This window comes from Oleiharenicola lentus (assembly GCF_051660365.1).
In the GTDB taxonomy this organism is placed as follows: domain Bacteria; phylum Verrucomicrobiota; class Verrucomicrobiia; order Opitutales; family Opitutaceae; genus Lacunisphaera; species Lacunisphaera lenta_A.
Map to the genome: position 1 here is coordinate 707416 of NZ_JBOZXB010000002.1, position 20886 is coordinate 728301.

Consider the following 20886-nt stretch of genomic DNA (forward strand, 5'->3'; position numbering starts at 1 on the left):
ATCTACTCTCTTTTAATCACGATGCCGCGCCGCTCGCTTAGCTTCCTCTGGATTATTTTGATATCAGCGACACTAAGCCTCTCTGCGCAACCGGTCGATGCGCCGCTGTTTCCGCTCAACGATTTGAAGCGAGGCATGAAAGGCGAAGTCTGGACGGTGTTCAAAGGCAGCCAGTCCGAACCGTTCGGCGTGGAAGTGACCGGAGTGCTGCGCAATGCGCTCGGGCCGGGTAAAAACATGATCCTGTGCGAGCTGACTGATCCGCGCGTCCAAGGCATGGGCGCGGTCGCGGGCATGAGTGGCAGCCCGCTCTACATCGACGGTAAACTCGTGGGCGTGCTCTCCTATCAAATCCAGCGTTTCGAAACCACGCGTTACGCGGGTTTCACTCCGATCAGCGACATGCTGGAAATCAGCACGCTGCCGACCGATCAATACACCGATGGCCTTAAAGCCACCCCGCTCCCGCTCAAAAGCGACAGCGCGCCGCGCAGCGAAATTAACCTGCGCGAGCGCGACATCCTACCGCTCACTCCCGCGTTTTCGGTAGGAGGCCTCGCGCCAAATGTTGCCGCGTTGCTCTCATCTCAATTTGAAGCGCTCGGGCTTTCAGTGAATGCGTTGGGCGGCAGCTTCAGCCACGCCGACACGGCCGCGAGTAGCGTCGACACGGTGCCCACGCCGAAGGAATTGCGCCCGGGCGACGTCGTTGCAGTCGCACTAGCCACAGGCGATATCAGTCTCGCCGGCACCGGCACGGTGTCGCACGTGGATGGCAAACGCATCCTCGCGTTCGGTCACCCGATGATGTCGCTCGGCGCGACCGAATTGCCGATGGCGGCCGCCGAGATTGTTACGATTTTGCCGAGCCAGTTGAATTCAATTAAAGTCAGCAATGTCGGCGCATTGATTGGCGCGTTCAGCCAGGATCGTCTCTCGGGCATCTACGGCGAACTCGGCAAAACCGCGCCGATGGTGCCCGTCGAAGTTTCGTTCCCAGCCCGCATGAATCGAAAGTCGCTCCAATTCGAAGTCGTGCGCCACGAACAGTTACTCGCTTCGATTGCCGCGACCGGCCTCGCACAAGCCGTGATGGGCTCCAACGAGTCCGGTCTCGCGCGCGGTTTTAAAGTCACGACGACCGTTACATTTCCCGGTTCGGAACCGGTGGAGTTAAACCAGATCTACCCCGGCCCGCAGGGTTTCCAGCAAGGACTCAACGATTTCGTGAGCACGCTTTCGCTATGGATCTTTAATCCTTACGAACGCGTTTTTCCCGAGAAAATCAGTTTCAGCCTCGAGAACACGCCGGAGATTCCGCAAGGCGTCGTGCAGCTCATGCAACTTTCGCGTGCGAATGCCGCGCCCGGCGAGCGCGTCGATCTTACCGTCGGCTGGCGTGGATTCCAGCGCGAGGCTGCCACCGAAATCGTCGGCCTCGACGTGCCGCGGGCGTGGGCCGGCAAAGAACTCGAAGTCGTGCTCACCACCGGGCCCGCGCTCGATGAACTCACGGGCCGCCCCCGAGCTGTGCCCGTCGCGCAAATGCGCAGTTTCGAAGAATATATATCCGCCCTCCGTGAATTCCGCGAAACTGACGGCCTGTATCTCGCGGTCATCGAGAAGACGCGCATCATGACCGACCAACGTGCGTCCACTCCGGAAATGCCCGGCTCGCTCGAACGCATCGCGCGCGGTGCGGACGAAGCGCGTTTCCAGCGCAAGGAATCCTATCGGCCTTTGTGGGAACAACGCATTCTGCCCGGACGTCTCTTCAACATCATGGTGCGCCGTCCGCTCGCGATCACCGATTAATTTCCAACGATGCTAAAATCCATCTGCCGTCTTTCTTCCGGCCTGCTGTTGCTCGCGAATTTTGCCGGCGCGCCCTTACAAGCTGACTCGTTAACCAAGGATATCGAAATCGATTTCGGCCGCGATGTTGCCAGCCGGAATTTGAAAGGCCTCGCGACGCGCTCCGACGGTCGCGTGCTGCCGGGGCCGGTGTTTGCCGACCTCACCGGCCCTAAATTAGGCGATATTCTCTGGGTGCTGCGTTCATCGGGTGAAAATCGTTTTTTAGTCGGCACCGGCCCCGACGGAAAAGTTCAGGAAGTGACGCTTAATCCAAAAGACCTGAGTTACACTGTGCGCGAAGTCGCCGATGTGACGGAGACTCAAGCCATCGCGGTTCACGCGTTGAAAAACGGCCGGCTCTTGGTCGGCACTTCGCCGACGGCGGCAATTTATCTCGTGGATAAAGATGGCAAAAACATCGCACGCATTCCCCTGCCTGCGGATTCGGTGTTCGATTTTCTCGCGCAAGCTGACGGCACCGTGCTGGCGGCCACGGGCAATCCCGGTAAAATCTATCAACTCGATCTCGCGAAAATCGAAAAAGCCGGGCTGCTCGAAGGCAAAGCGGGCGACGAAAAACTGCTCGCCGACAAAGGCGTCACGATTTTTGGCGAAGTCCGCGACCGCAACGTTCGCCGCGTCACCCGGCTCGAAGATGGCCGCGTGATCGCGGGCTCGTCACCTAAGGGAAACATCTACTCGTTCGCCGCGAAAGGTGGCGCGCCGACTATCTTGCAAGAAAACCGCGACGCAGAAGTCGTCGACTTGCTGCCAGCCGACGATGGTGGTTTCTACGCAGCTATTGTTACGACTCCCGGCGACAGCAGTCGCATTAGCACCCGTCCGGAAACCAAATCAGACGTGAAGGAAAAAGAAGAAGCCAAACCGCTCTTCAGCGGGCGCTCGACCGTCGTGCGTTTCCCGGCCGATGGGTTTCCTGAAACGATTTCTTCGCGCAGCAACGTCGCGCTCTATCGATTGGGCCGTCATCAAAACTGGCTCCTGCTCACGGCAGGGGAAATGGGTGACGCGCTCGGTTACGATCCGGAGGCGCGCCGCTCGCTGACTTTCGCCGGCAGTGCCTCCGCGCAGCTCAACGATCTCGCTGCGCTCGGCAACGGGCGCTTCTTGCTCCTGCGCAACAACGCGCCCGGCCTTGCGGTGATGACATTTGCCGACACGTCGGTTCGCGAGTTGGAGACGAAACGCATCGACCTCGGGCAGGCCTCGCAATTCGGAGGCCTGCGTTTCGCGCGCCTGCGTGGCATTGAGGCGACAGCGCTTAAGCTTCAGGTGCAGGCGAACAATGGCAGCGACGAACTCGAAGGTTGGACGGAATGGAGCGACATGAAATTCCGCGATGGCGCTTACTATGCGGATGACGTGCGCGGGCGTTACGCAAAATTTCGCCTACAAATCGCGGCGAACGCCCCGAACGATTTCCAAATCGACAAGGCCACGCTGTTTCACCTGCCGCAAAATCGCCGGCCCACACTCACCGACTTTCGCGTGTTCTCACCGCACGTTGGCATCATTCCCGCGCCTGAGTCTGTGCCGAGCGTGAGCACGACGCTCAGCCAGCTGCTTTTCCCCAGTTCCCGCGACAACAAGGACGACACCGACAAGCGCAAGAGTTCGCTGATGAATAGCCAGATTGTGCCGCAACTCGGCCAGCAATTGATCTATTGGGCCGTTAACGACGCCGACGGGGATGAACTCCGCTACACCTTTTCTATCCGGCCAGAAGCCGGCGGCACGTGGAACGATCTCGCCGTCAATATCTCCGAAGCTTTCGTGCAATTCGACACCACCAATCTGCCCGAAGGGCTTTATCTCACGCGCTTGAGCGTCAGCGAACAAGCGCCGCGTGCTGTGAAAGACCGGCTCACCTACGCATTTGAGACGGACAATTTGATCATCGATCGCACCCCGCCAAAAATCACCGCGACCAAAATCAGTCGCGCCGACGGAAAACTATTCATCTCGGTCGAAGGCATCGATGCCCTCTCGCAACTAGAAGGCGCTGAATTTCTCTTAAACAACGGCCACCGCGAAACGGTGACGCATCCCGTCGACGGCATCCTCGACGGGCAAAAAGAAACTTTTGTCACAGAAATCGACGATGCGAAAGCCACCGGTGCGACCTCGGTCGAAATTCTGCTCTACGATCGCATGACGAACAACTCGTCCGTGCGCCTGCCTTTGAAGTAAGTCCCAGCCGTGCAGGTTGCCCGCTCGCGGGCAACGTTGGGATTGAATGGAGGCGGGGCCATCAGCCCCGCGAAACATGCGCTTCGTTGCGGCTAACCCGCGGACTGATGGCCCCGCTACCAATCAATCGATTATGCGCGCGGATGCGCCTTGGCGTAGATTTCTTTCAAGCGGGCAACGCTGGTATGGGTGTAAACCTGCGTCGTCGTCAGGTTCGCGTGGCCGAGCAATTCTTGCACGGTGCGCAAATCGGCACCTGAATTAAGCAGATGCGTCGCGTAAGAATGCCGCAATTTATGCGGCGACATGTCCATCGGCAGATCGGCGAGCGCGAGATACTTCTTCACGAGCAACTGCACCGCAGTGACCGTCAGCCGTGAGTGTTTTTCAGTCACCAGCACCGGATCGGTTGGGCCGCGATCGCGCGCATGATGGTCACGGAAATGCTTCAACACCGCCATGGCGGTCGCGCCGAGCGGACAGATGCGTTCCTTGCGGCCTTTGCCAAGCACACGCGCACTGCCGTCACCGAAATCGATGGAACCGTAATTGAGCGCGATAAGTTCGCTCACACGCAGACCGCCGCCGTAAAGCAGTTCCAATACGAGTCGGTCGCGCCACGTGGTAAAGGCGGCCTGCGTTTCGTTATCGAGCAGTTTTTGCGGACCGGTGAGCAACGCCGTCATTTGCGTTTCCGTGAGAAATTTTGGCAGGCTCTTCTCAAGTTTCGGGAGCGGAACTCCAGCGAAGGGGTTGCGTTGCACCTTGCCGCGTTGCAGCCAGAACTTGAAAAATGTGCGGAGGCCCGAGACGTGGTTGTGCAGCGTCTTCCGCTTAAAGCGACGTTGCGCCTCGATTACGAAATCACGCGTCTCCCGCGCGGTCAGTGCGTCAAACGCCGTTGCCTTTCGCCCACCCAAGGTGAGCCAAAAATAAAAATCTTCGAACGCCTGCGTGTAATTCCGAACCGTGTAAATCGAGTAGCGCTTTTCCTTCGCAAGAAAATCGGTGAACGGCCGCAGCCATTCCTCGATTACCGCGGGCGGAATTTCCTGCTCAGGCGCGGGAGTGGACACGGATTTCGACATCGTGCATGACCCGGTCGGTTTCTTTGCGCAGTGCCATTTCGGGATCGATGCCGCGACGACGGCACGCTTCCGCGACTTCAAATAACATGCGCCCGGCGTCGGCTTCCGTGAGCTTCTCGGACAATTTTTCGATCAAGGTGGCATCGATCACGCCGTCGGCGGGCAGCTTGTTTTTAGCGATGCGTTTGCCGGCTTCTTCGGCGAACATGAGCGCCGGCAAGCGCGGCGGAAGCTTTTTAAAGATTGCGGATTCGACTTTGCCGGCCGCGGCTTTTTCCTGCGCCTTGATTTGCTCCCACAGCTCCAAGGTTTTTGCGGAAGTGTCCGCTTTGCCCGTGCCAAAGACGTGCGGATGACGGCGGATCAGTTTCTCGTTAATCTCACGCGCGACGTCATCGAAACTGAAATCGCCGCGCTCGCTCGCGAGTTGGGCGTGAAATACGACTTGGAGTAACACATCGCCGAGTTCTTCGCGCATGTGCGGAAGGTCGTTTTTATCGATGGTTTCGAGAAGTTCGCTGCACTCGTCAATCAGGCAACGTGCGAGCGTTTGGTGCGTCTGCTCGCGATCCCACGGGCAACCGTCGGGAGCGCGCAGCCTGGCCATCGTCTGGCGAAGTTCGTCGATTGGTGTCATGCCTCTTCGGAGTAACCACGAAATACACGAAATACACGAAAAAAGCCGGGCATTTTCCTGTTCCTTTCGTGTGTTTCGTGTGTTTCGTGGTGAGTTCCCGATGGATAAGCTCACAGAAATCATGGCTCACAAGCGCAACGAGGTTGCGCCGCTGGTGCGCGCCGTGTCGTTGGAAGAACTGGCCGCGCTTCACGAGTCGTTGCCGAAGCCGCCGTCGTTTTTGCAAGCGCTGCGCCGACCCGATGGAAAACTTGCGGTGATTTCCGAGATCAAACGCCGCTCACCTTCCGCCGGTGACATCAAAGCGGGGGCCAGCGCCCTCGATCAGGCGCAACTTTACCGGGCCGCGGGCGCGAGCGCACTTTCGATCCTCACTGATCAGAAATATTTTGGCGGCACCCTCGCCGATTTGCAGCAAGTGACCGCTGCATTCGCGAAAACTCCGCCGGCCGTGCCGTGCTTGCGGAAGGATTTCATGGTGCACCCGATTCAAGTGCTCCAGGCCCGCGAAAACGGTGCGAGCGCGATTCTGATCATCGTGCGCGCGTTGACCGACGAGGAAATGACCACGCTTCGCGATGCCGCCGCCGCCGCGGGATTGGATGCGCTTTTCGAGATTCACAACGAGCCCGATCTGGAGCGAGCGGTGCGCTTGCAGGCGAAAATCATCGGCGTGAACAATCGCGACCTCGCGATTTTTAAAACCGATCTCGCGCTGAGCGAACGGCTGATTCCGCAATTTCCGCGCGAAGTCGTCGCGATCAGCGAAAGCGGCATCGCCACCCTCGAGGACGCAGCGCGCGTCAAAGCCGCCGGCGCGCATGCGGTGCTGGTGGGCGAATCATTGATGCGCGCGGAAAGCCCGGCGGCGAAGATTCGCGAATTCCACTCCGTCTGACATGCCGCTCACTCCGTCAGGCACGCGCGAAGTCCTCAAAAAACTCGGTCACGAGCCGAAACGTTTCCTCGGTCAAAATTTTCTCGTCGATGGGAATATCGTCCGCAAATCACTCGAACTCGGCGATGTGAAAGCCGGTGATGTGGTCGTCGAAGTCGGCCCCGGCCTCGGCACGTTAACCTCGGCGCTGCTTGAAGCCGGCGCGGAAGTCTGGGCGGTCGAAAAAGACCGTCAGCTGCACGCGCACCTCACGGAGACCTTGGTGCCCACGCATCCGGAAAAATTTCACCTGCTCGAAGGCGACGCCATGGAGCACCCGATTGCGGATCTGCCGACGGACAAAGCCGCGTCATTTAAAATCGTCGCCAACCTGCCCTACGCCATCGCGACGCCGTGGCTCGACGAAGTGCTTTCCGGTCCGTTGCCCGCGCGCATGGTGCTGATGCTGCAACAGGAAGCCGCGCAACGCTACGTCGCGCAGCCAGACTCTAAATCCTTCGGCGCGATCTCGATTGCCCTGCAGGCCGCCTATGATGTCGCACCTGGCCACAAGGTCGGTTCGGGCTGCTTTTACCCGCCGCCGGACATCGAGTCGTATTTGCTGCACCTCGCGCGCAAACCCGCGCCGTATGTGTTCGATGCCAAAACCAAGGCCGTGATCCGCGCCTGCTTCCAGCAACGGCGCAAACAAATCGGTGGCCTGCTGCGCGGCAAAGTCTCCGCGGAGAACGCCGCCGCGTGGTGCGCCGAACTCACCGCCGCCGGACTCGGGCCGTCGGCGCGGCCGGAACAAATTCCGGTTTCGCTTTGGCAAAAACTGGCCGTTTAGCCCGTTGCTTGAAATCTTCCCGAAGCGCCATTAGCTAGAAAGTCCCCTATGTTTAAGCGTTTCTTTGCCACGATGGTTCTCGGTGTGTGGAGTTGGAGCCTGATGTCGGCGCAAACGGCTGGCTTGGCCGGTAAACTGGACGGCGACACTTACGTTTCCGCCACCGGCGAATTCAAAGTTCCCTCGCCGGTGCTGACCGAACTCGGCGGCAAAATTAGCGACACCGCCAACGTCGTTACGTTTAGCGACAGCTACAACACCCACGTCAGCATCGCGTGCTTCCCGCAAAACCCCACGCAGATCTGGGAGCAGGACACGCGCGGCCTGCGCGACTACCTGCTCTATTTTTTCACCGATTTCGTGCTCGCCGATTTCAATAAACGTTTTCCGGGCTCGAAAGTGGAAAGCGCGCGTTTCCTGCCGGAGTTCCACGGTGGCGCTCTCATCGCTTACGCGCTGTTGCCGGGCGGCTCGCTGTTTGAGCAAAAAAGTCCGGTGGGCGCGTCGCCGGCCGAACCGATCAAAGCCAAGCGCGGCACGCTGCTGTTTGTGCGCAACCGCCACATTTACGTCCTGAGCATCGAGCTCGCCGAGCGCGTCACGCAGCGCAGCAGCTACGATCTGACGGTCGAAAAAGAAAACTCCGTGCTCGCGGAGCGACTTACCACGTTGTGCGAACGCCTGGTCTTCCTCACCAAGCCACGCAGCTAAAAATTTCTCCCCATGCATTCCACCCTGATTCGTTTAACTCTTATCATGTCCGTCGCTTCCTCGCCTTTGTGGGCCGCTTTTGATCTTACGAACCCCCAGCCGCCGGTAGCGGCCAAGAAACCCAAGGACGTCACCGTCCACGAAGACAAGCGCATCGACGACTATTTCTGGCTTCGCGAAAAAGAAAATCCCGAGGTCAAAACTTACCTCGAACAAGAAAACGCTTACACGGAGTCCGTGCTCGCGCCGGCTAAGGAACTGCGCGCACAGCTGTTTAGCGAGATGCGCGGCCGCATCAAAGAAGACGACACGAGCGCGAAACAGCCTTACCTCGTCTGGGTTTACTACACGCGCATGGAAAAGGATAAACAGTATCCGATTTTCTGCCGCGCCAAGGACGAAGCCAAAGCCACCGAGGAAATCCTCATCGATCTGAATAAACTGGGCGCCGGCAAACCTTACATCGCCGTCGGCAGCTATCGCGTCAGCGACGACGGCCAGCGCCTCGCCTACTCGCTCGATTGGACGGGCTATCGCCAATATGAAGTCCACGTCATCGACCTCGCGACGAAGGCGGAGATCGCGCACAAAATTCCGCTCGTTTCCGATCTCGAATGGGGCGCGGGCCACGACGTGCTTTATTACGTCACCGAAAACGAATCGAAACGCTCGGATAAACTCCACCGTTGGACACTGAGCACGGGCAAAGCGGAGTTGCTGATCGAAGATAAGGACGAGCTCTTCAACATCGACATCAACAAATCCAACGACGGCAAATGGCTCTTCAGCACGGCCGAAAGTAAAGTCACGTCCGACGTGCTCGCCCTGCGCGCCGATCAGCCCACCGGCCAGTTCAAGTCGCTCGCGGGGCGCGTGGCCGATCGCAAATATTTCGCCGAGCATCGCGACGATCGTTTTTATTTTGCGACGAATCAGGGTGCGAAAAACTACAAAGTCGTCTGGGCCGCCGAGACCTCCGCCGATAAATGGACGGATCTCATCCCGCACAACCCGGCGATCAAAGTCGAAACCATCGACGCCTTCGCCTCGACGCTCGTGATCGAGGAGCGTGAAAACGGCCTGCCGCAGGTTCGTTTCTATGACTTCGCCACCGGCGAATCGAAACGCATCGCGCTGCCGGACGAGGTTTACGAAGTCAGCGAGGAAACGAACTGGAACTACGACGCGCCAGAATTCCGCTATCGCTATCAATCGCTCGCGCGGCCCGCGTCGGTGTTCGCTACCAACTTCAAGACGGGCGAGCGCCGTCTCATTAAAGAGACCGAAGTGCTCGGCGGCTTCAAATCCGAGAACTATACGACGGAACGTCTCTGGGCGACTGCCCGCGACGGCGTAAAAATTCCCCTCTCCGTAGTTTATCGCAAAGGCCTCGACCTTTCGAAGCCGCAGCCGCTCTGGCTCTACGGCTACGGTTCCTACGGCATCAGCATGCCGATTTCATTCAGCGCAAATCGCGTCTCGATGTTGGATCGCGGCGTCATCTACGTCATCGCGCACGTCCGCGGTGGCGGCGAACTTGGCGAGGAGTGGCGCGACGCGGGTCGCATGGAAAAGAAAATGACGACGTTCAATGATTTCGTCGATTGCGGCCAATGGCTCGTGGACCGCAAATGGACTTCTCCTGAAAAACTCGTCACCTCCGGTGGCAGCGCGGGCGGTTTGTTGATGGGCGCGGTCGTGAATCAGCGCCCCGATCTCTTCAAGGCGGCGATCGCTTACGTGCCGTTCGTTGACGTGCTGAACACGATGCTCGATGCCACGCTACCGCTGACCACCGAGGAATACGTCGAATGGGGCAATCCGAACATCAAAGCCGAGTATGAATGGATGCGCGCTTACAGCCCCTACGACAACGTGAAGCCGGCGAAATATCCCAACATGCTCTACAACGTTTCCTTCTACGATAGCCAGGTGCCGTATTGGGAAGGTGCCAAGCTCCTCGCAAAAACCCGCGTTTTTAATCAGAGCAAAAACCCCCTCTTGCTACACACTAACTTCGGCGCCGGCCACGGCGGTGCTTCGGGTCGCTACGACGCGCTGAACGACGTCGCGCGCGACTACGCGTTTTTCCTCAGCAGCCTCGGCCTCGATAAAAAATGAGCTTCCGACACCTGTTCGTCGCCCTGGGGTTGATCGGGTCAACGCTCGCCGCATCCGCGGCGGAAACCAAAAAATTTGGCCTCGTGATCCATGGTGGCGCCGGCGTGATTAAGCGCGACACGATGACGCCCGAGTTGGAGGCGCAATACCGCGCGAAGCTTAACGATGCGCTGAACGCCGGCTACGCAGTGTTGGAACACGGCGGCGCGGCCCTCGATGCGGTGACCGCGGCAGTCAATATCCTCGAGGATTCGCCGTTATTTAACGCCGGCAAAGGCGCCGTGCTTACCGCCGATGGGATCTGCGAACTCGATGCCGCCATCATGAACGGCCAGACGCTCGCCGCCGGGTCGATTGCAGGCATTCGGCACATCAAGAATCCGATCAACCTTGCTCGCGACGTGATGGAAAAATCGCCGCACGTGATGCTCATCGGCGAAGGCGCGGAAAAATTCGCGCTGACGCTCGGCTACGAACTCGTGCCCAACGAATACTTCCGCACGGAGATGCGCATCAAACAACTCGAGCGCGCGAAGCAGTTGGAAAAAGCCCCGAAAGCCAGTGCGCTGCTCCAGGAAATTTTCCGTGCCCAGCTCGACGACGAAGCGCATTTCGTGCGCGAACAAAAATATGGCACCGTCGGCTGCGTCGCGCTGGATCAGCGCGGCAACCTCGCGGCCGGCACCTCGACCGGTGGCATGACCAACAAAAAATTCGGCCGCGTCGGCGACGTGCCGATCATCGGTGCTGGAACTTATGCGAATAACGCGACGTGCGCGGTGAGCGCGACCGGTTGGGGAGAATTTTTTATCCGCGCCACAGTGGCCCACGACATTTCCGCGCAAATGGAATATCAGCAAAAATCCGTCCGTGAAGCCGCCGCCGCGACCATCGCCAAAGTCGGCAAGCTGGGTGGAGACGGCGGCGTGATTGTGCTCGATGCGCAGGGCAATCTCTCAATGGAATTTAACTCCGAAGGCATGTATCGCGGGCACCGTCTTTCGGGTGCGCAAGCGGTCGTCGCCATCTACGGTGACGAAACCAAACGCTGATCGCATGGAAACTTCGCCGCTTAACTCTACCGTATTCGATTGGGCTAAAATCGTGCCGTTTGCGACGAAAGCGGGCGAATGCCGCAGTTTCTTCGACGCTCCTACGCGCACGCTCGCGAGGCTCGAATCCCACGTCTCGACCGTGCGCGCCGGTGAAGCGTCCCACGCGCCGCATGCGCACGCCGACGAAGAATTAATCATCATCAAAGAAGGCACCCTCGAAGTGTCTATCAACGGTGTCGCCAGCACCGCCGGCGCCGGTTCGATGTTTTTCTTCGCGTCGCATGACTTGCACGGCATGCGCAATCCCGGCACGGTGCCGGCTTCCTATTACGTGATTCGAATTTTTCCGCGCGATCTAACCGCCAGTTGAAGTGAATAAATCCACGATTCTTGCCCTGATTATCGAGAAATTGTCGGCCGAGCTTAAATTGCTCACCAGCGCTGCGCTCGCGACTCACGCGGAGGCCACCGACGAGGAAAATAAAGCCGAGGACAAATACGATACGCGCGGGCTCGAGGCGTCATACCTCGCCCACGGTCAGTCCAAAGCCGCCGAAGAAGCCGCCCTTGCCTTGGCCCAGTTTCAAGCCCTGCCCTCACGCTCGCTTGCCGCCGGCGAGCCGATTAGTCTCGGCGCGTTGGTGATCGTGCAAAACAAGGGACGCAGCTGCTATTTTGTCGGCCCCCGCGCCGGAGGCACTGAGGTAGAAGTGGATGGTAACGAAATTCTCGTGATCACCCCTCAGTCCCCGCTGGGACGCCAGTTGATGGGGCGCAAACAAGGCGATTCCTTCCAACTCGATCTCGGCGGCAAACGCAGCGAGTCGCTGATCGTGGGCGTGAATTAAGCATCCGCTGGGGGCTTCACTCGTCGATTGCGTCCCGTGTTTTTCTGAACTTTATCACTCTATGCCTTCCACTTACGAAACGCTCCGTGCCGACATCATCACCGCCATGAAAGCCCGCGATACCGCGACGGCCACGGCACTCCGCACGATGGACGCGGCGATTCAGCGCGCGGCCATGGATACGAGCAAACCGATCGACGAAGCGCTCACCATCGCGACCTTCCGCAAAGCCGTGAAGAACCTCACCGACGCTCGCACCGAATTCGAGAAAGCCGGTCGCGCCGATCTCGTCGCCGCTAATTCCGCCGAGATCACGATTTTAGAGAAATATCTCCCGAAAGGCCTCGACGCCGCCAAGCTCGAAGCGGTCGTGAATGAAGTCATCGCCGCCACCGGCGCCGCGTCGAAAAAAGAAATGGGGAAAGTCATTGGCGCCCTTAAACAGCGCCCCGAAGCCGGCCTCATCGACTTCGCCGCAGCCAGTAAGTTGATCCAGGCCAAGCTGCCTTAAGCGTAGTCTGCGCAGTCCGTCACCGCGCTAACGTGCGCCGCATCGTGAGCGTGCCGTCGAGTCGCTTTGTAAGGTCAATCGGATCGCCCACGTGCACCGTGCCGCGCTCTATTTGGTAGGCCCACACTTCGAAGTAGTTTAATTTCACCGCGCCAAATGTGGTAAAAAAAGCGCAATCCACGGCGTCGCGACCGTGGCTGATTTTAACACGGCCAATGCGCGGCACATTGAAACGGGCATCGAGCGCGAACCAGCGACCACCCAGCCAGATTTCGGCGTAAGCGTGGAAATCCATTGGACTGCCGGGATCGATAAATCCGATGTCGGGTAAGTGTCCGGTGACGTAGCGTGCCGGGATATTCAGTGCCCGACACAGCGCGATGGTCAGGTGCGCGAAATCACGGCAGACTCCATAGCGCCGCTGAAAGATATCCCACGCTGACAACTCAAAGTGCCCCGAGCCGAAACGATATTCGATGTTGTGATGAACCCAGTCCGACACCGCTTTCGCGCGCGGCCAGCCGACCGGCAGATGCCCGAAGGTTTGCCACGCAAAACTAGCCAGCCGGTCTGATTCGCAAAAACGGCTCGGCAGCACGTAGCGCAAGTAATCCGCCGGCAACTTATCCGGCGTGACAAACTCCGCTGCCTCCACGCCGTATAAATCTTCCGTCGCGAGCACTTCGACCAGCGCATCGTGTTGAATTAACGTTTCGCCCGGCGGGAGTGTCAGGCGGAGTAAATGGTTATCGTGGCTGTTGCTCACCGACTCGGTCGGCAGTCCGCCGCCAATCGAAAGGCTTTCCCCAAGCAACTGCTGAACTCCCTCCAGATGCGGCTCGATATCGAGGAGTGCCGGGGTCGGCACGCTGACTTCATAAATGAATTTGCACCCGATGCGAACGGTCAGCAGGTCGGCTGGGCTGGCGGATTCCTGAAGGATCATGTTAGGCGGAACTACAGCGCTCCGCGTGCCAACACGGATTGGCGAAACGGGATTCGCAGGCGCGGGAGAAAGCATGCGGCTCTGACAAGAAACGTCCCATCGCGTTCCCCTGCTGGAAAGCCGGCAGGAATTTCCACCGTCAACAGGTTCGACAAACCGACTCCGCTTTCCACGATATCCCCCTTTATGCCTGTCCCTGCGATTTCCGCCCGCCCTCTTTCCAATCTCATTTTTCTGAGCCGCTGGCTGCAAGCCCCGCTCTATTTCGGCCTGATCGTGGCGCAAGGCGTCTACGTTTACCGGTTTTTATTGGAGCTCTGGCACCTGATCGGATTTTCGGTGTTGGGCCACCCGGTGCCGGTCAGTGCCGTAACCGCCGCGGTCGGCTCGGCTCCTATCGCAGCAGCACCTGTCGTGATGGAAACCGTGGTCATGCTGAGCGTCCTCGGCCTCATCGACGTGGTGATGATCGCAAATTTGCTGATCATGGTGATCGTCGGTGGCTACGAAACCTTTGTTTCTCGCCTGAACTTAAAAGACCACCCCGACCAACCCGAGTGGTTGTCGCACGTGAACGCCGGTATCTTGAAAGTTAAACTCGCGATGGCGCTCATCGGCATCTCCTCGATCCATTTGCTGAAGACATTTATCAACGCAGAGCAGACGAGCGAGAAAGCGCTGCTGTGGCAGGTCGTGATTCACGTCACGTTTGTCGCCTCCGCCATCGCGCTCGCTTGGATCGATCGTCTGACCTACCGCAAAGAAGACGCGCATTAAGTTTCACGCGATGGTCGAACGGTTCAAAGCATGGTGGCGGCGTGCCGGTTGGAACGAATACGTGCTGGTCGCCGGCTTCGCCACTTTCGCATTGGCGATCTGGATTTTTGCCGAGTTAGCTGACGATGCCGTCGAAGGCGATTACCTCGAGTGGGAGCAAAAAATCATGCTCGCGCTGCGGGGCGGTGGCGGCGAACAGCCCGCTTGGCTGGTGCACTCCGTGCGCGATATCACGGCGCTGGGCAGTGCCCCAGTGCTCATATTGGTTGTGGCGCTCGTCTTGGGTTTCCTGGTGCTGCAACGCCGGCTCGGTGCGGTGATGTTTGTGTTGGCGGCGACGCTTGGTGGCCACGGCTTAAACATCGCGTTGAAAAATATTTTTGGACGCGCGCGTCCCGACCCCGCGCTGCACTTGATGGAGGAAACGTCTTACAGCTTCCCGAGTGGGCACTCGATGGCATCGTCGATTGTTTATCTGACGATTGGCATGGCGATCGCGAGTTGGGCGGAGCGCCGTCGCGACAAAAGCTACATCATCGCGACCGCGTTTTTATTGAGCTTTCTGATCGGCGTGAGCCGGGTGTATCTCGGCGTGCATTATCCTACGGACGTGCTGGCCGGCTGGACGGCAGGCACGGCGTGGGCGTTATTCTGCAGCTACCTCGCGTATCGGTTTAAATAAATCAGCCCTGGCGCTCAAGGCGCCGCCCAGCGAAGGAAGCCGATAAAGATCCCGACAATCGAAGCGGAGATGGCGCAGCAAATGATGAAGCCGATCGTGTCGACGCGATCCCACTTGCAGAACTCCCACGACGAGTTGCGGCCAAATAATTTGGTGTCGTCGAACCGTGCCGGGTTGCGCGCGGTTTCTTCCATGGTGGCGATTTCAAGCTCGGGCGTCTTGCCAACGGGCGTCTTCATTTTTCCATAGAACTGGGCGACGCGCGCGGGATCCGTTTTCTTCGTCAGCAAGCTGGCAATGATTAGCACCGCGAAAGGCAAAAGTCCGTCGACGAAGAATTGCAGCGTGAAGCGTTGCGTCGGGGTAAGCGCGGCGACGTTAACGCCGGCCTTGCCGAGCAGCCACACCTCGAAATTAAACCGATTCGTGCGCGTCTGCGCGGCGACGTAAGGGCTCGTGAGGTCGTTAGGGTCTTGGTGGACGACTTTTGAAAAGTAGACACCCGTGCCGGGTTTCGTGCTTGGTTGCGCGAGCGAGGCACTTTGCGCGAGCGCGGGAATTTTCGAGGCCGTCCATGGCACCACAAGAATCGTGAGCGTGGAAATAATCACGCAGCACCACACGGCCGGCGCAGTCACGCGGCGCCACCAATACGTCATCAACACCGCCGCGCCGAAGGGAATATTTACCGTGAGCACGATGTTCACGATGTCGTAAAAACTTCCCATCAGCGTCGCCGCGACAGTGCCGAGAATCAGCACGGCCACGATGGTGCAACGGGCGTAGAAAACGCCCTGGGCTTGCGTGATGTCCGGCCAGATCTGGCGATAGACATTGCGCACGAAAAGCGACGAAATCGCGAGCGCCTTGGCCGCGAGCGTCGACATCGTGCCAGCGAGCACACCCGCGAGCATCAGGCCGACCAAGCCCGGTCCGAGCAGGCGATTCGACATCGCTCCCCAGGTCGCATCGGGATCGGAAAGACCGCCGACGCCGAACAACGCGACCGCGATCAAGCCGGCAAACGCCCACAGGATAATCATGAAGCGTTTCAAATACGTGCCCGACACGCCGGAGCGCGCGGCAAACTCATCCTTGGCTGAGCCGCAAATGCCCATGTTGTGACTGAGGCCGCCGTTTTGCACGATGCTCACGAGCAAGATGCCGCAGAGGCTGACCACGGAAAATTGTTCGGCAGAAGCCGACCCGAATAAATCGAACATCTGCTTCGGCACTTTTTCGGCCAGCGCGCTCCAGCCACCAATGGCTTTGAGCCCGGTTGGGATTAAGAGCAGTGAAAATACGATGATCAACACGCTCTGGAGTCCTTCGTTGACGGCCGCTGCGGCCATGCCTCCCAACACAATGTAGGCGCCGACGACGAGCGTGAAGACCGCGTAGAAAGCGATGTCGTTGAGCACGGTGACGTAGCTGCGGAGTTCGCCGCGCGCGTTGCGATCGCGCAGCGTATCGAGCGCGGGCTTCATCTCGGCGGTCAACGTGCCGGCGGCGGCCTGCTTCTCGAGTGCCTTCATCTCGCGATAACCTTCCACCGAAGTGCGCTCGGCGGCCGTCCACTGCACTTCTTGTTTCACCACGAGCGACGAAGCGATTTTGTAAGCGGTGACGTTGCCGAAACCGAGGAACACGCACGCGACGAGAATCTGAAACACCGCGTAGAAAAGGCTCAGGCCTTTGCTCGCGTAGCGATCTTCGAACAGGTCGGAAACGGTCGTCAGGCGCACGCGGCGGAACCACACGTTCATGAACCAAAAATACGGATTCATGAACACGGTTTGAAACGAGAGCCACGAGCCCGGCGCGCCTTGTTGATACACGAAGCTCGCCGTGCTCACCGCGCCCTGGGGCTCGGTCGCGTTGCCGAAGTTAAGGAAAAATTGGTAGAGCTTGCCGAGTTTGCGACCGGCGAGAAAGAAACCTTCTTCGTTATTGGTGCCGGCGGCGGCGCGACTGCCGATCCAGATAACGGCGATCAGATACAGGGCGACAACGACGAGATCGAGGGGGTGTAAACTACCGAGCATAGATACGAGGGGCTGAAGGGAACGAACGTGGAAACGAACGGCCAATCCAACGACCGCACGCGGCGCACGCAGGGTTAAATCGTGCTGACAGTAAGATTGACGGTAGGCGTTGCGCGGTCGAGCGGGAATTTTTCGAGCCGCTCCGCATGCTAAAAAATGCGGCGATTCGCCTGCGCACTTGCTCCTTGCTTGTGTTGGCGACGCGCAACCGCCGTTCTGTTCACGTGTCGACTGCGCTCATCGCTCCCCTCGCCCCGCTGACTGGCTTCCCGAGTCCGGATGCAGTGCTGGATAAATTCCTTGCCGCAATGGCCGCGAAAGGCATCACGCTCTATCCTGAGCAAGAGGAAGCGATTCTCGAACTCTTCGCTGGGAAAAATGTGGTGCTCAACACGCCGACCGGCTCCGGAAAGTCGCTCGTAGCGGCGGCCTTTCATTTCAAGGCGCTGTGCTCCGGCCAGCGTTCAGTTTACACGTGTCCCATCAAGGCACTGGTTAACGAAAAATTCCTGAGCCTGTGCCGCGATTTCGGGCCGGAGAATGTCGGGATGATGACGGGTGATGCGTCGGTGAATCCCGGTGCGCTCGTGTTGTGCTGCACGGCGGAGATTCTCGCCAACATCGCGCTCACTCGCGGCGAAAAGGCGAACGTCGCGGCGGTGATCATGGACGAGTTCCATTACTACTCCGACGCCGAGCGCGGCTACGCGTGGCAGGTGCCGTTGCTCACACTGCCGCAGTCGCGGTTTTTGCTGATGTCGGCGACACTGGGTTCGACGGAGTTTTTCGAGAAGGAAATGACGAAGCTCACTGGAGCGCCTTCGCTCACGGTGCGGAGCGATCGCCGGCCGGTGCCACTGGAATTCGAATACTCCGAAACGCCCCTCGCCGAACGCGTGGCGCAGTTGCTCACGGATCAACGCGCGCCGGTTTACCTTGTGCACTTCACGCAACGCGCCGCCGCTGAAGCCGCGCAAGCGCTGATGAGTCTGCCGATTTGTTCGAAAGAAGAAAAAGCGGTTCTCGCGAAAGAACTGGAGACCGTGAAATTCAACAGTCCCTACGGCAAAGACCTGAAACGCTGGTTGCGTCATGGCATCGGCGTGCACCACGCAGGGTTGTTGCCGAAATACCGCATCCTCGTAGAACAACTCGCGCAACGCGGTTTGCTGAAACTCATCTGCGGCACCGACACGCTCGGCGTGGGGATCAACGTCCCGATCCGCACCGTCGTCTTTACCCAAATCTGGAAATACGACGGCAAAAAAGCCGCGATTCTCAGCGTGCGTGACTTCCGCCAAGTCGCGGGCCGCGCCGGTCGCGCGGGCTACGATTCCAAAGGTTACGTCATCGTGCAGGCGCCGGAGCACGTGATCGAAAACAAGCGTGCCGAGGAAAAAGCCGCGAACGATCCGACCAAGAAAAAGAAACTCGTCAAACAACGCGCGCCCGAAGGCTCCGTCGGCTGGGATGCGAAAACGTTCGAACGCCTCATGCAGGCGAAGCCCGAGGAACTGAATTCGCATTTCGACGTGTCGCACGGGATGCTGTTGCTCGTGCTGAGCCGCGACACCGACGGGTGCCGCGCGATGCAAAAGCTCATCGCCGACTGTCATGAACGCCCGGCGCGCAAAGTCGCGCTCCGCAAACGCTCGTGGCAACTCTTCCGCGCGTTGCTCGACCGCAAGATTGTCGAAATCATTCCACGCCAACCGACCGGTCGCCGCCTGCGCGTAAACGTCGAATTGCAGGATGACTTTTCGCTGCACCAAGCGCTGTCGCTCTACCTGATCGATACGCTGCCGAAGCTCGACGCGGCGAGCGCAGACTATCCGTTCGACGTGCTGACCTTGTGTGAAGCGATTGTCGAAGACCCCGACCAAATCCTCCGGCGACAAGTCGACAAAGAGAAAGGTCGCAAGATTGAGGAATGGAAAGCCGCGGGCATTCCCTACGAAGAGCGCATGGCGAAACTCGAGGAAGTCGAGCACCCGAAGCCGTTGCGCGAATTCCTCTACGACTCGTTCAACGCGTTCGCCGCTGCGCACCCGTGGATCGAACAGGAAAACGTGCGGCCCAAGTCGATCGCGCGCGAGATGTTCGAGCGCTATATGTCTTTCTCCGATTACGTGCGCGATTACGGACTCGAACGGAGCGAAGGTCTCCTGCTGCGCCACCTGATGCAGACGTGGAAAGTGCTCGCGCAAACTGTGCCGACGAGCGCCAAGACCGAAGCGGTCGTCGAAATGGAAGATTACTTCCGCGAACTCATCCGTGGCATCGACTCCAGTCTCCTCGACGAATGGGAACGTCTGCGCAATCCCGAGTTTGTCGCCGCCGAAGCTTCCGATAAACCGGCGCGGCCCGCGACGTTCGACGTCACGCGCGACACTGCCGCGTTCACGCGCCTCGTGCGCACCGCCGTGCTTGGTTTCTTGCAAGATGTCGCCGCGCGCGATTGGGAGGCTGCGCGCCTGCGAACCGTAACGGCAATTCCCGTTGATGAAGCCGCGCAACTCGCCGAGACCCGCCGCATCGAGCGCGCCTTCGCGCCCTACTTCGAACAACGCGGGCGCTTCCGCCTCGATCCCGAAGGTCGCGCCGCGAACAACACCCACCTCGATACCGAACCTGCGCTGGAAACGGGCGAACCACGCCAGTGGCGCGTCGCGCAGATGTTGATCGATCCCGAGGGCGCGAATGACTGGGAGGCGAATTTCGTGGTGCTGCTCGACGAATCAAAGACCGAGAACCGTGCGGTGATTCGCTTCGTCGGTTGTCGTCCCGTGGGTTGAAATCGGTTTTGTAGAGTGCCTGCTTGCAGGCTACGTTGCGCGCAAGCGCGCAACCTACATCTGATTGGAGGCATTCACTTCGCAGGCGTCGCAGCCGCCTTGTCCCCGACGTAGATCATATACGCAGCGCGCTTTGCGGTGGCGTAGAGTTTCGAAGGCACGGCGGTCACGGCCAGTCCGGCGCGCTTCATGCGTTTTTCCAAAACGCCGTCTGGGCAGGCTGACCAGATCGTGGCGCGGCCGCCAGATTTGGTGGCGTCGGCGATGCGCCGCACGCCCGCTTCGCTGTAAAGTTCGTGATTTTCGATGGCGACCATCGCGGTGGTGCCATTGTCGATATCGAGAATAATGCAGTCGTAAGGCTCGCGTGGGGCGTGGTTGATCAAAGCTCGCACGTCTTTCACGAAGACTTTGACGCGCGAATCCTTGAGCGCGTCACCATTGAGTTTGGCGAGATGCGTGCGATTCCACTCCACGATCTCGGGAAATAATTCCGCGACGTGCACCACGGCTTTCGGACCCACCGATTGAAGCACGCTTTTCAAAGTGAAACCCAAACCAAGTCCGCCGATCAGCACGCGCAACCCGGCTTTGGCTTTCGTGTGGTGCTCGCAGCCGAGCGCGCCGAGGTGCACCTCCGAAGTCGACACCGACGAATGCATGAGTTGTTGGCCGTTCACGCGGATGCAGTAACTGCCGTCGTGCTCGACGAGCGTCATACGCGACCCGTTGGGCGTCTGGGTTTCAGCGAGAAGAATATTTGGCTTCATGCGTCGAGGAGTGTGCGCGAGGAACCGCGACGGGCTAGATAAATCCTGTGGCTTAAATTAGATCGTGGATCAGAAATTTATTTATCTGGAACTCAGGAAATCAGG

Annotated in this window: 18 protein-coding genes; 13 read left to right on the forward strand and 5 right to left on the reverse strand. The window is 59.0% G+C overall.

Annotation, left to right across the window (positions count from 1 at the left end; genetic code table 11):
• Positions 1 to 21: 21 nt before the first annotated feature.
• Together ACRRQW_RS17860 and ACRRQW_RS17865 are read left to right on the forward strand one after the other, a co-directional pair.
• Positions 22 to 1815 (forward strand): SpoIVB peptidase S55 domain-containing protein, encoded by a 1794-nt coding sequence (locus ACRRQW_RS17860; RefSeq protein WP_438482978.1) that lies wholly within the window; start codon positions 22 to 24, stop codon positions 1813 to 1815.
• Between the two features lie 9 nt (positions 1816 to 1824).
• Positions 1825 to 4068, forward strand: coding sequence for a hypothetical protein (locus ACRRQW_RS17865; protein WP_438482979.1), 2244 nt, complete (start codon positions 1825 to 1827; stop codon positions 4066 to 4068).
• 131 nt (positions 4069 to 4199) lie between these two features.
• Here ACRRQW_RS17865 and ACRRQW_RS17870 read toward each other — a convergent pair whose 3' ends face one another.
• The gene (locus ACRRQW_RS17870; protein WP_438482980.1) at positions 4200 to 5156 is read right to left on the reverse strand and encodes a tyrosine recombinase XerC; all 957 of its coding nucleotides are present in this window, start codon (positions 5154 to 5156) and stop codon (positions 4200 to 4202) included.
• Complete coding sequence (gene mazG, locus ACRRQW_RS17875) at positions 5125 to 5793, reverse strand: nucleoside triphosphate pyrophosphohydrolase (protein ID WP_438482981.1); 669 nt, start codon at positions 5791 to 5793, stop codon at positions 5125 to 5127. Before mazG ends, ACRRQW_RS17870 begins: the two co-directional genes overlap by 32 nt.
• Positions 5794 to 5893: 100 nt before the next feature.
• On the opposite strand from mazG, the gene trpC reads away from it, so the two are divergent.
• From trpC to ACRRQW_RS17915, 8 genes are all read left to right on the forward strand, one after another.
• On the forward strand, positions 5894 to 6691 hold the full coding sequence (gene trpC, locus ACRRQW_RS17880; RefSeq protein WP_438482982.1) for an indole-3-glycerol phosphate synthase TrpC: 798 nt from the start codon (positions 5894 to 5896) through the stop codon (positions 6689 to 6691).
• Between the two features lies 1 nt (position 6692).
• Positions 6693 to 7520, forward strand: a complete 828-nt coding sequence (gene rsmA, locus ACRRQW_RS17885; RefSeq protein ID WP_438482983.1) for a 16S rRNA (adenine(1518)-N(6)/adenine(1519)-N(6))-dimethyltransferase RsmA — start codon at positions 6693 to 6695, stop codon at positions 7518 to 7520.
• Positions 7521 to 7568: 48 nt separating this feature from the next.
• Entirely contained in the window at positions 7569 to 8231 is a 663-nt protein-coding gene (locus ACRRQW_RS17890; RefSeq protein WP_438482984.1) for a hypothetical protein, read from the forward strand.
• Positions 8232 to 8243: 12 nt separating this feature from the next.
• Positions 8244 to 10352 (forward strand): S9 family peptidase, encoded by a 2109-nt coding sequence (locus ACRRQW_RS17895; protein WP_438482985.1) that lies wholly within the window; start codon positions 8244 to 8246, stop codon positions 10350 to 10352.
• Complete coding sequence (locus tag ACRRQW_RS17900) at positions 10349 to 11404, forward strand: isoaspartyl peptidase/L-asparaginase family protein (protein ID WP_438482986.1); 1056 nt, start codon at positions 10349 to 10351, stop codon at positions 11402 to 11404. Before ACRRQW_RS17895 ends, ACRRQW_RS17900 begins: the two co-directional genes overlap by 4 nt.
• A 4-nt stretch (positions 11405 to 11408) precedes the next feature.
• Positions 11409 to 11777, forward strand: coding sequence for a cupin domain-containing protein (locus ACRRQW_RS17905; RefSeq protein WP_438482987.1), 369 nt, complete (start codon positions 11409 to 11411; stop codon positions 11775 to 11777).
• A 1-nt stretch (position 11778) separates the two neighbouring features.
• Entirely contained in the window at positions 11779 to 12255 is a 477-nt protein-coding gene (locus tag ACRRQW_RS17910; protein WP_438482988.1) for a transcription elongation factor GreAB, read from the forward strand.
• Between the two features lie 61 nt (positions 12256 to 12316).
• Positions 12317 to 12766: a GatB/YqeY domain-containing protein gene (locus ACRRQW_RS17915; protein ID WP_438482989.1), complete on the forward strand. Its 450-nt coding sequence runs from the start codon at positions 12317 to 12319 to the stop codon at positions 12764 to 12766.
• Between the two features lie 19 nt (positions 12767 to 12785).
• Here the strand turns inward: ACRRQW_RS17915 and ACRRQW_RS17920 are convergent, their stop codons facing one another.
• Complete coding sequence (locus tag ACRRQW_RS17920) at positions 12786 to 13712, reverse strand: transglutaminase-like domain-containing protein (RefSeq protein WP_438482990.1); 927 nt, start codon at positions 13710 to 13712, stop codon at positions 12786 to 12788.
• A 186-nt stretch (positions 13713 to 13898) separates the two neighbouring features.
• On the opposite strand from ACRRQW_RS17920, the gene ACRRQW_RS17925 reads away from it, so the two are divergent.
• Positions 13899 to 14489 carry a TIGR00645 family protein gene (locus ACRRQW_RS17925; protein WP_438482991.1) on the forward strand — a complete coding sequence of 197 codons (591 nt, stop codon included), beginning with the start codon at positions 13899 to 13901 and terminating at the stop codon, positions 14487 to 14489.
• A 10-nt stretch (positions 14490 to 14499) separates the two neighbouring features.
• Positions 14500 to 15171, forward strand: coding sequence for a phosphatase PAP2 family protein (locus tag ACRRQW_RS17930; RefSeq protein ID WP_438482992.1), 672 nt, complete (start codon positions 14500 to 14502; stop codon positions 15169 to 15171).
• 14 nt (positions 15172 to 15185) lie between these two features.
• Here ACRRQW_RS17930 and ACRRQW_RS17935 read toward each other — a convergent pair whose 3' ends face one another.
• A complete protein-coding gene (locus ACRRQW_RS17935) occupies positions 15186 to 17216 on the reverse strand; it encodes a sodium:solute symporter family protein (protein WP_438482993.1) in 2031 nt (676 codons plus the stop codon).
• A gap of 146 nt (positions 17217 to 17362) precedes the next feature.
• On the opposite strand from ACRRQW_RS17935, the gene ACRRQW_RS17940 reads away from it, so the two are divergent.
• Positions 17363 to 20011, forward strand: coding sequence for a DEAD/DEAH box helicase (locus ACRRQW_RS17940; protein ID WP_438482994.1), 2649 nt, complete (start codon positions 17363 to 17365; stop codon positions 20009 to 20011).
• A gap of 74 nt (positions 20012 to 20085) precedes the next feature.
• Here ACRRQW_RS17940 and ACRRQW_RS17945 read toward each other — a convergent pair whose 3' ends face one another.
• Positions 20086 to 20781 carry a spermine synthase gene (locus ACRRQW_RS17945; RefSeq protein WP_438482995.1) on the reverse strand — a complete coding sequence of 232 codons (696 nt, stop codon included), beginning with the start codon at positions 20779 to 20781 and terminating at the stop codon, positions 20086 to 20088.
• Positions 20782 to 20886 lie beyond the last annotated feature (105 nt).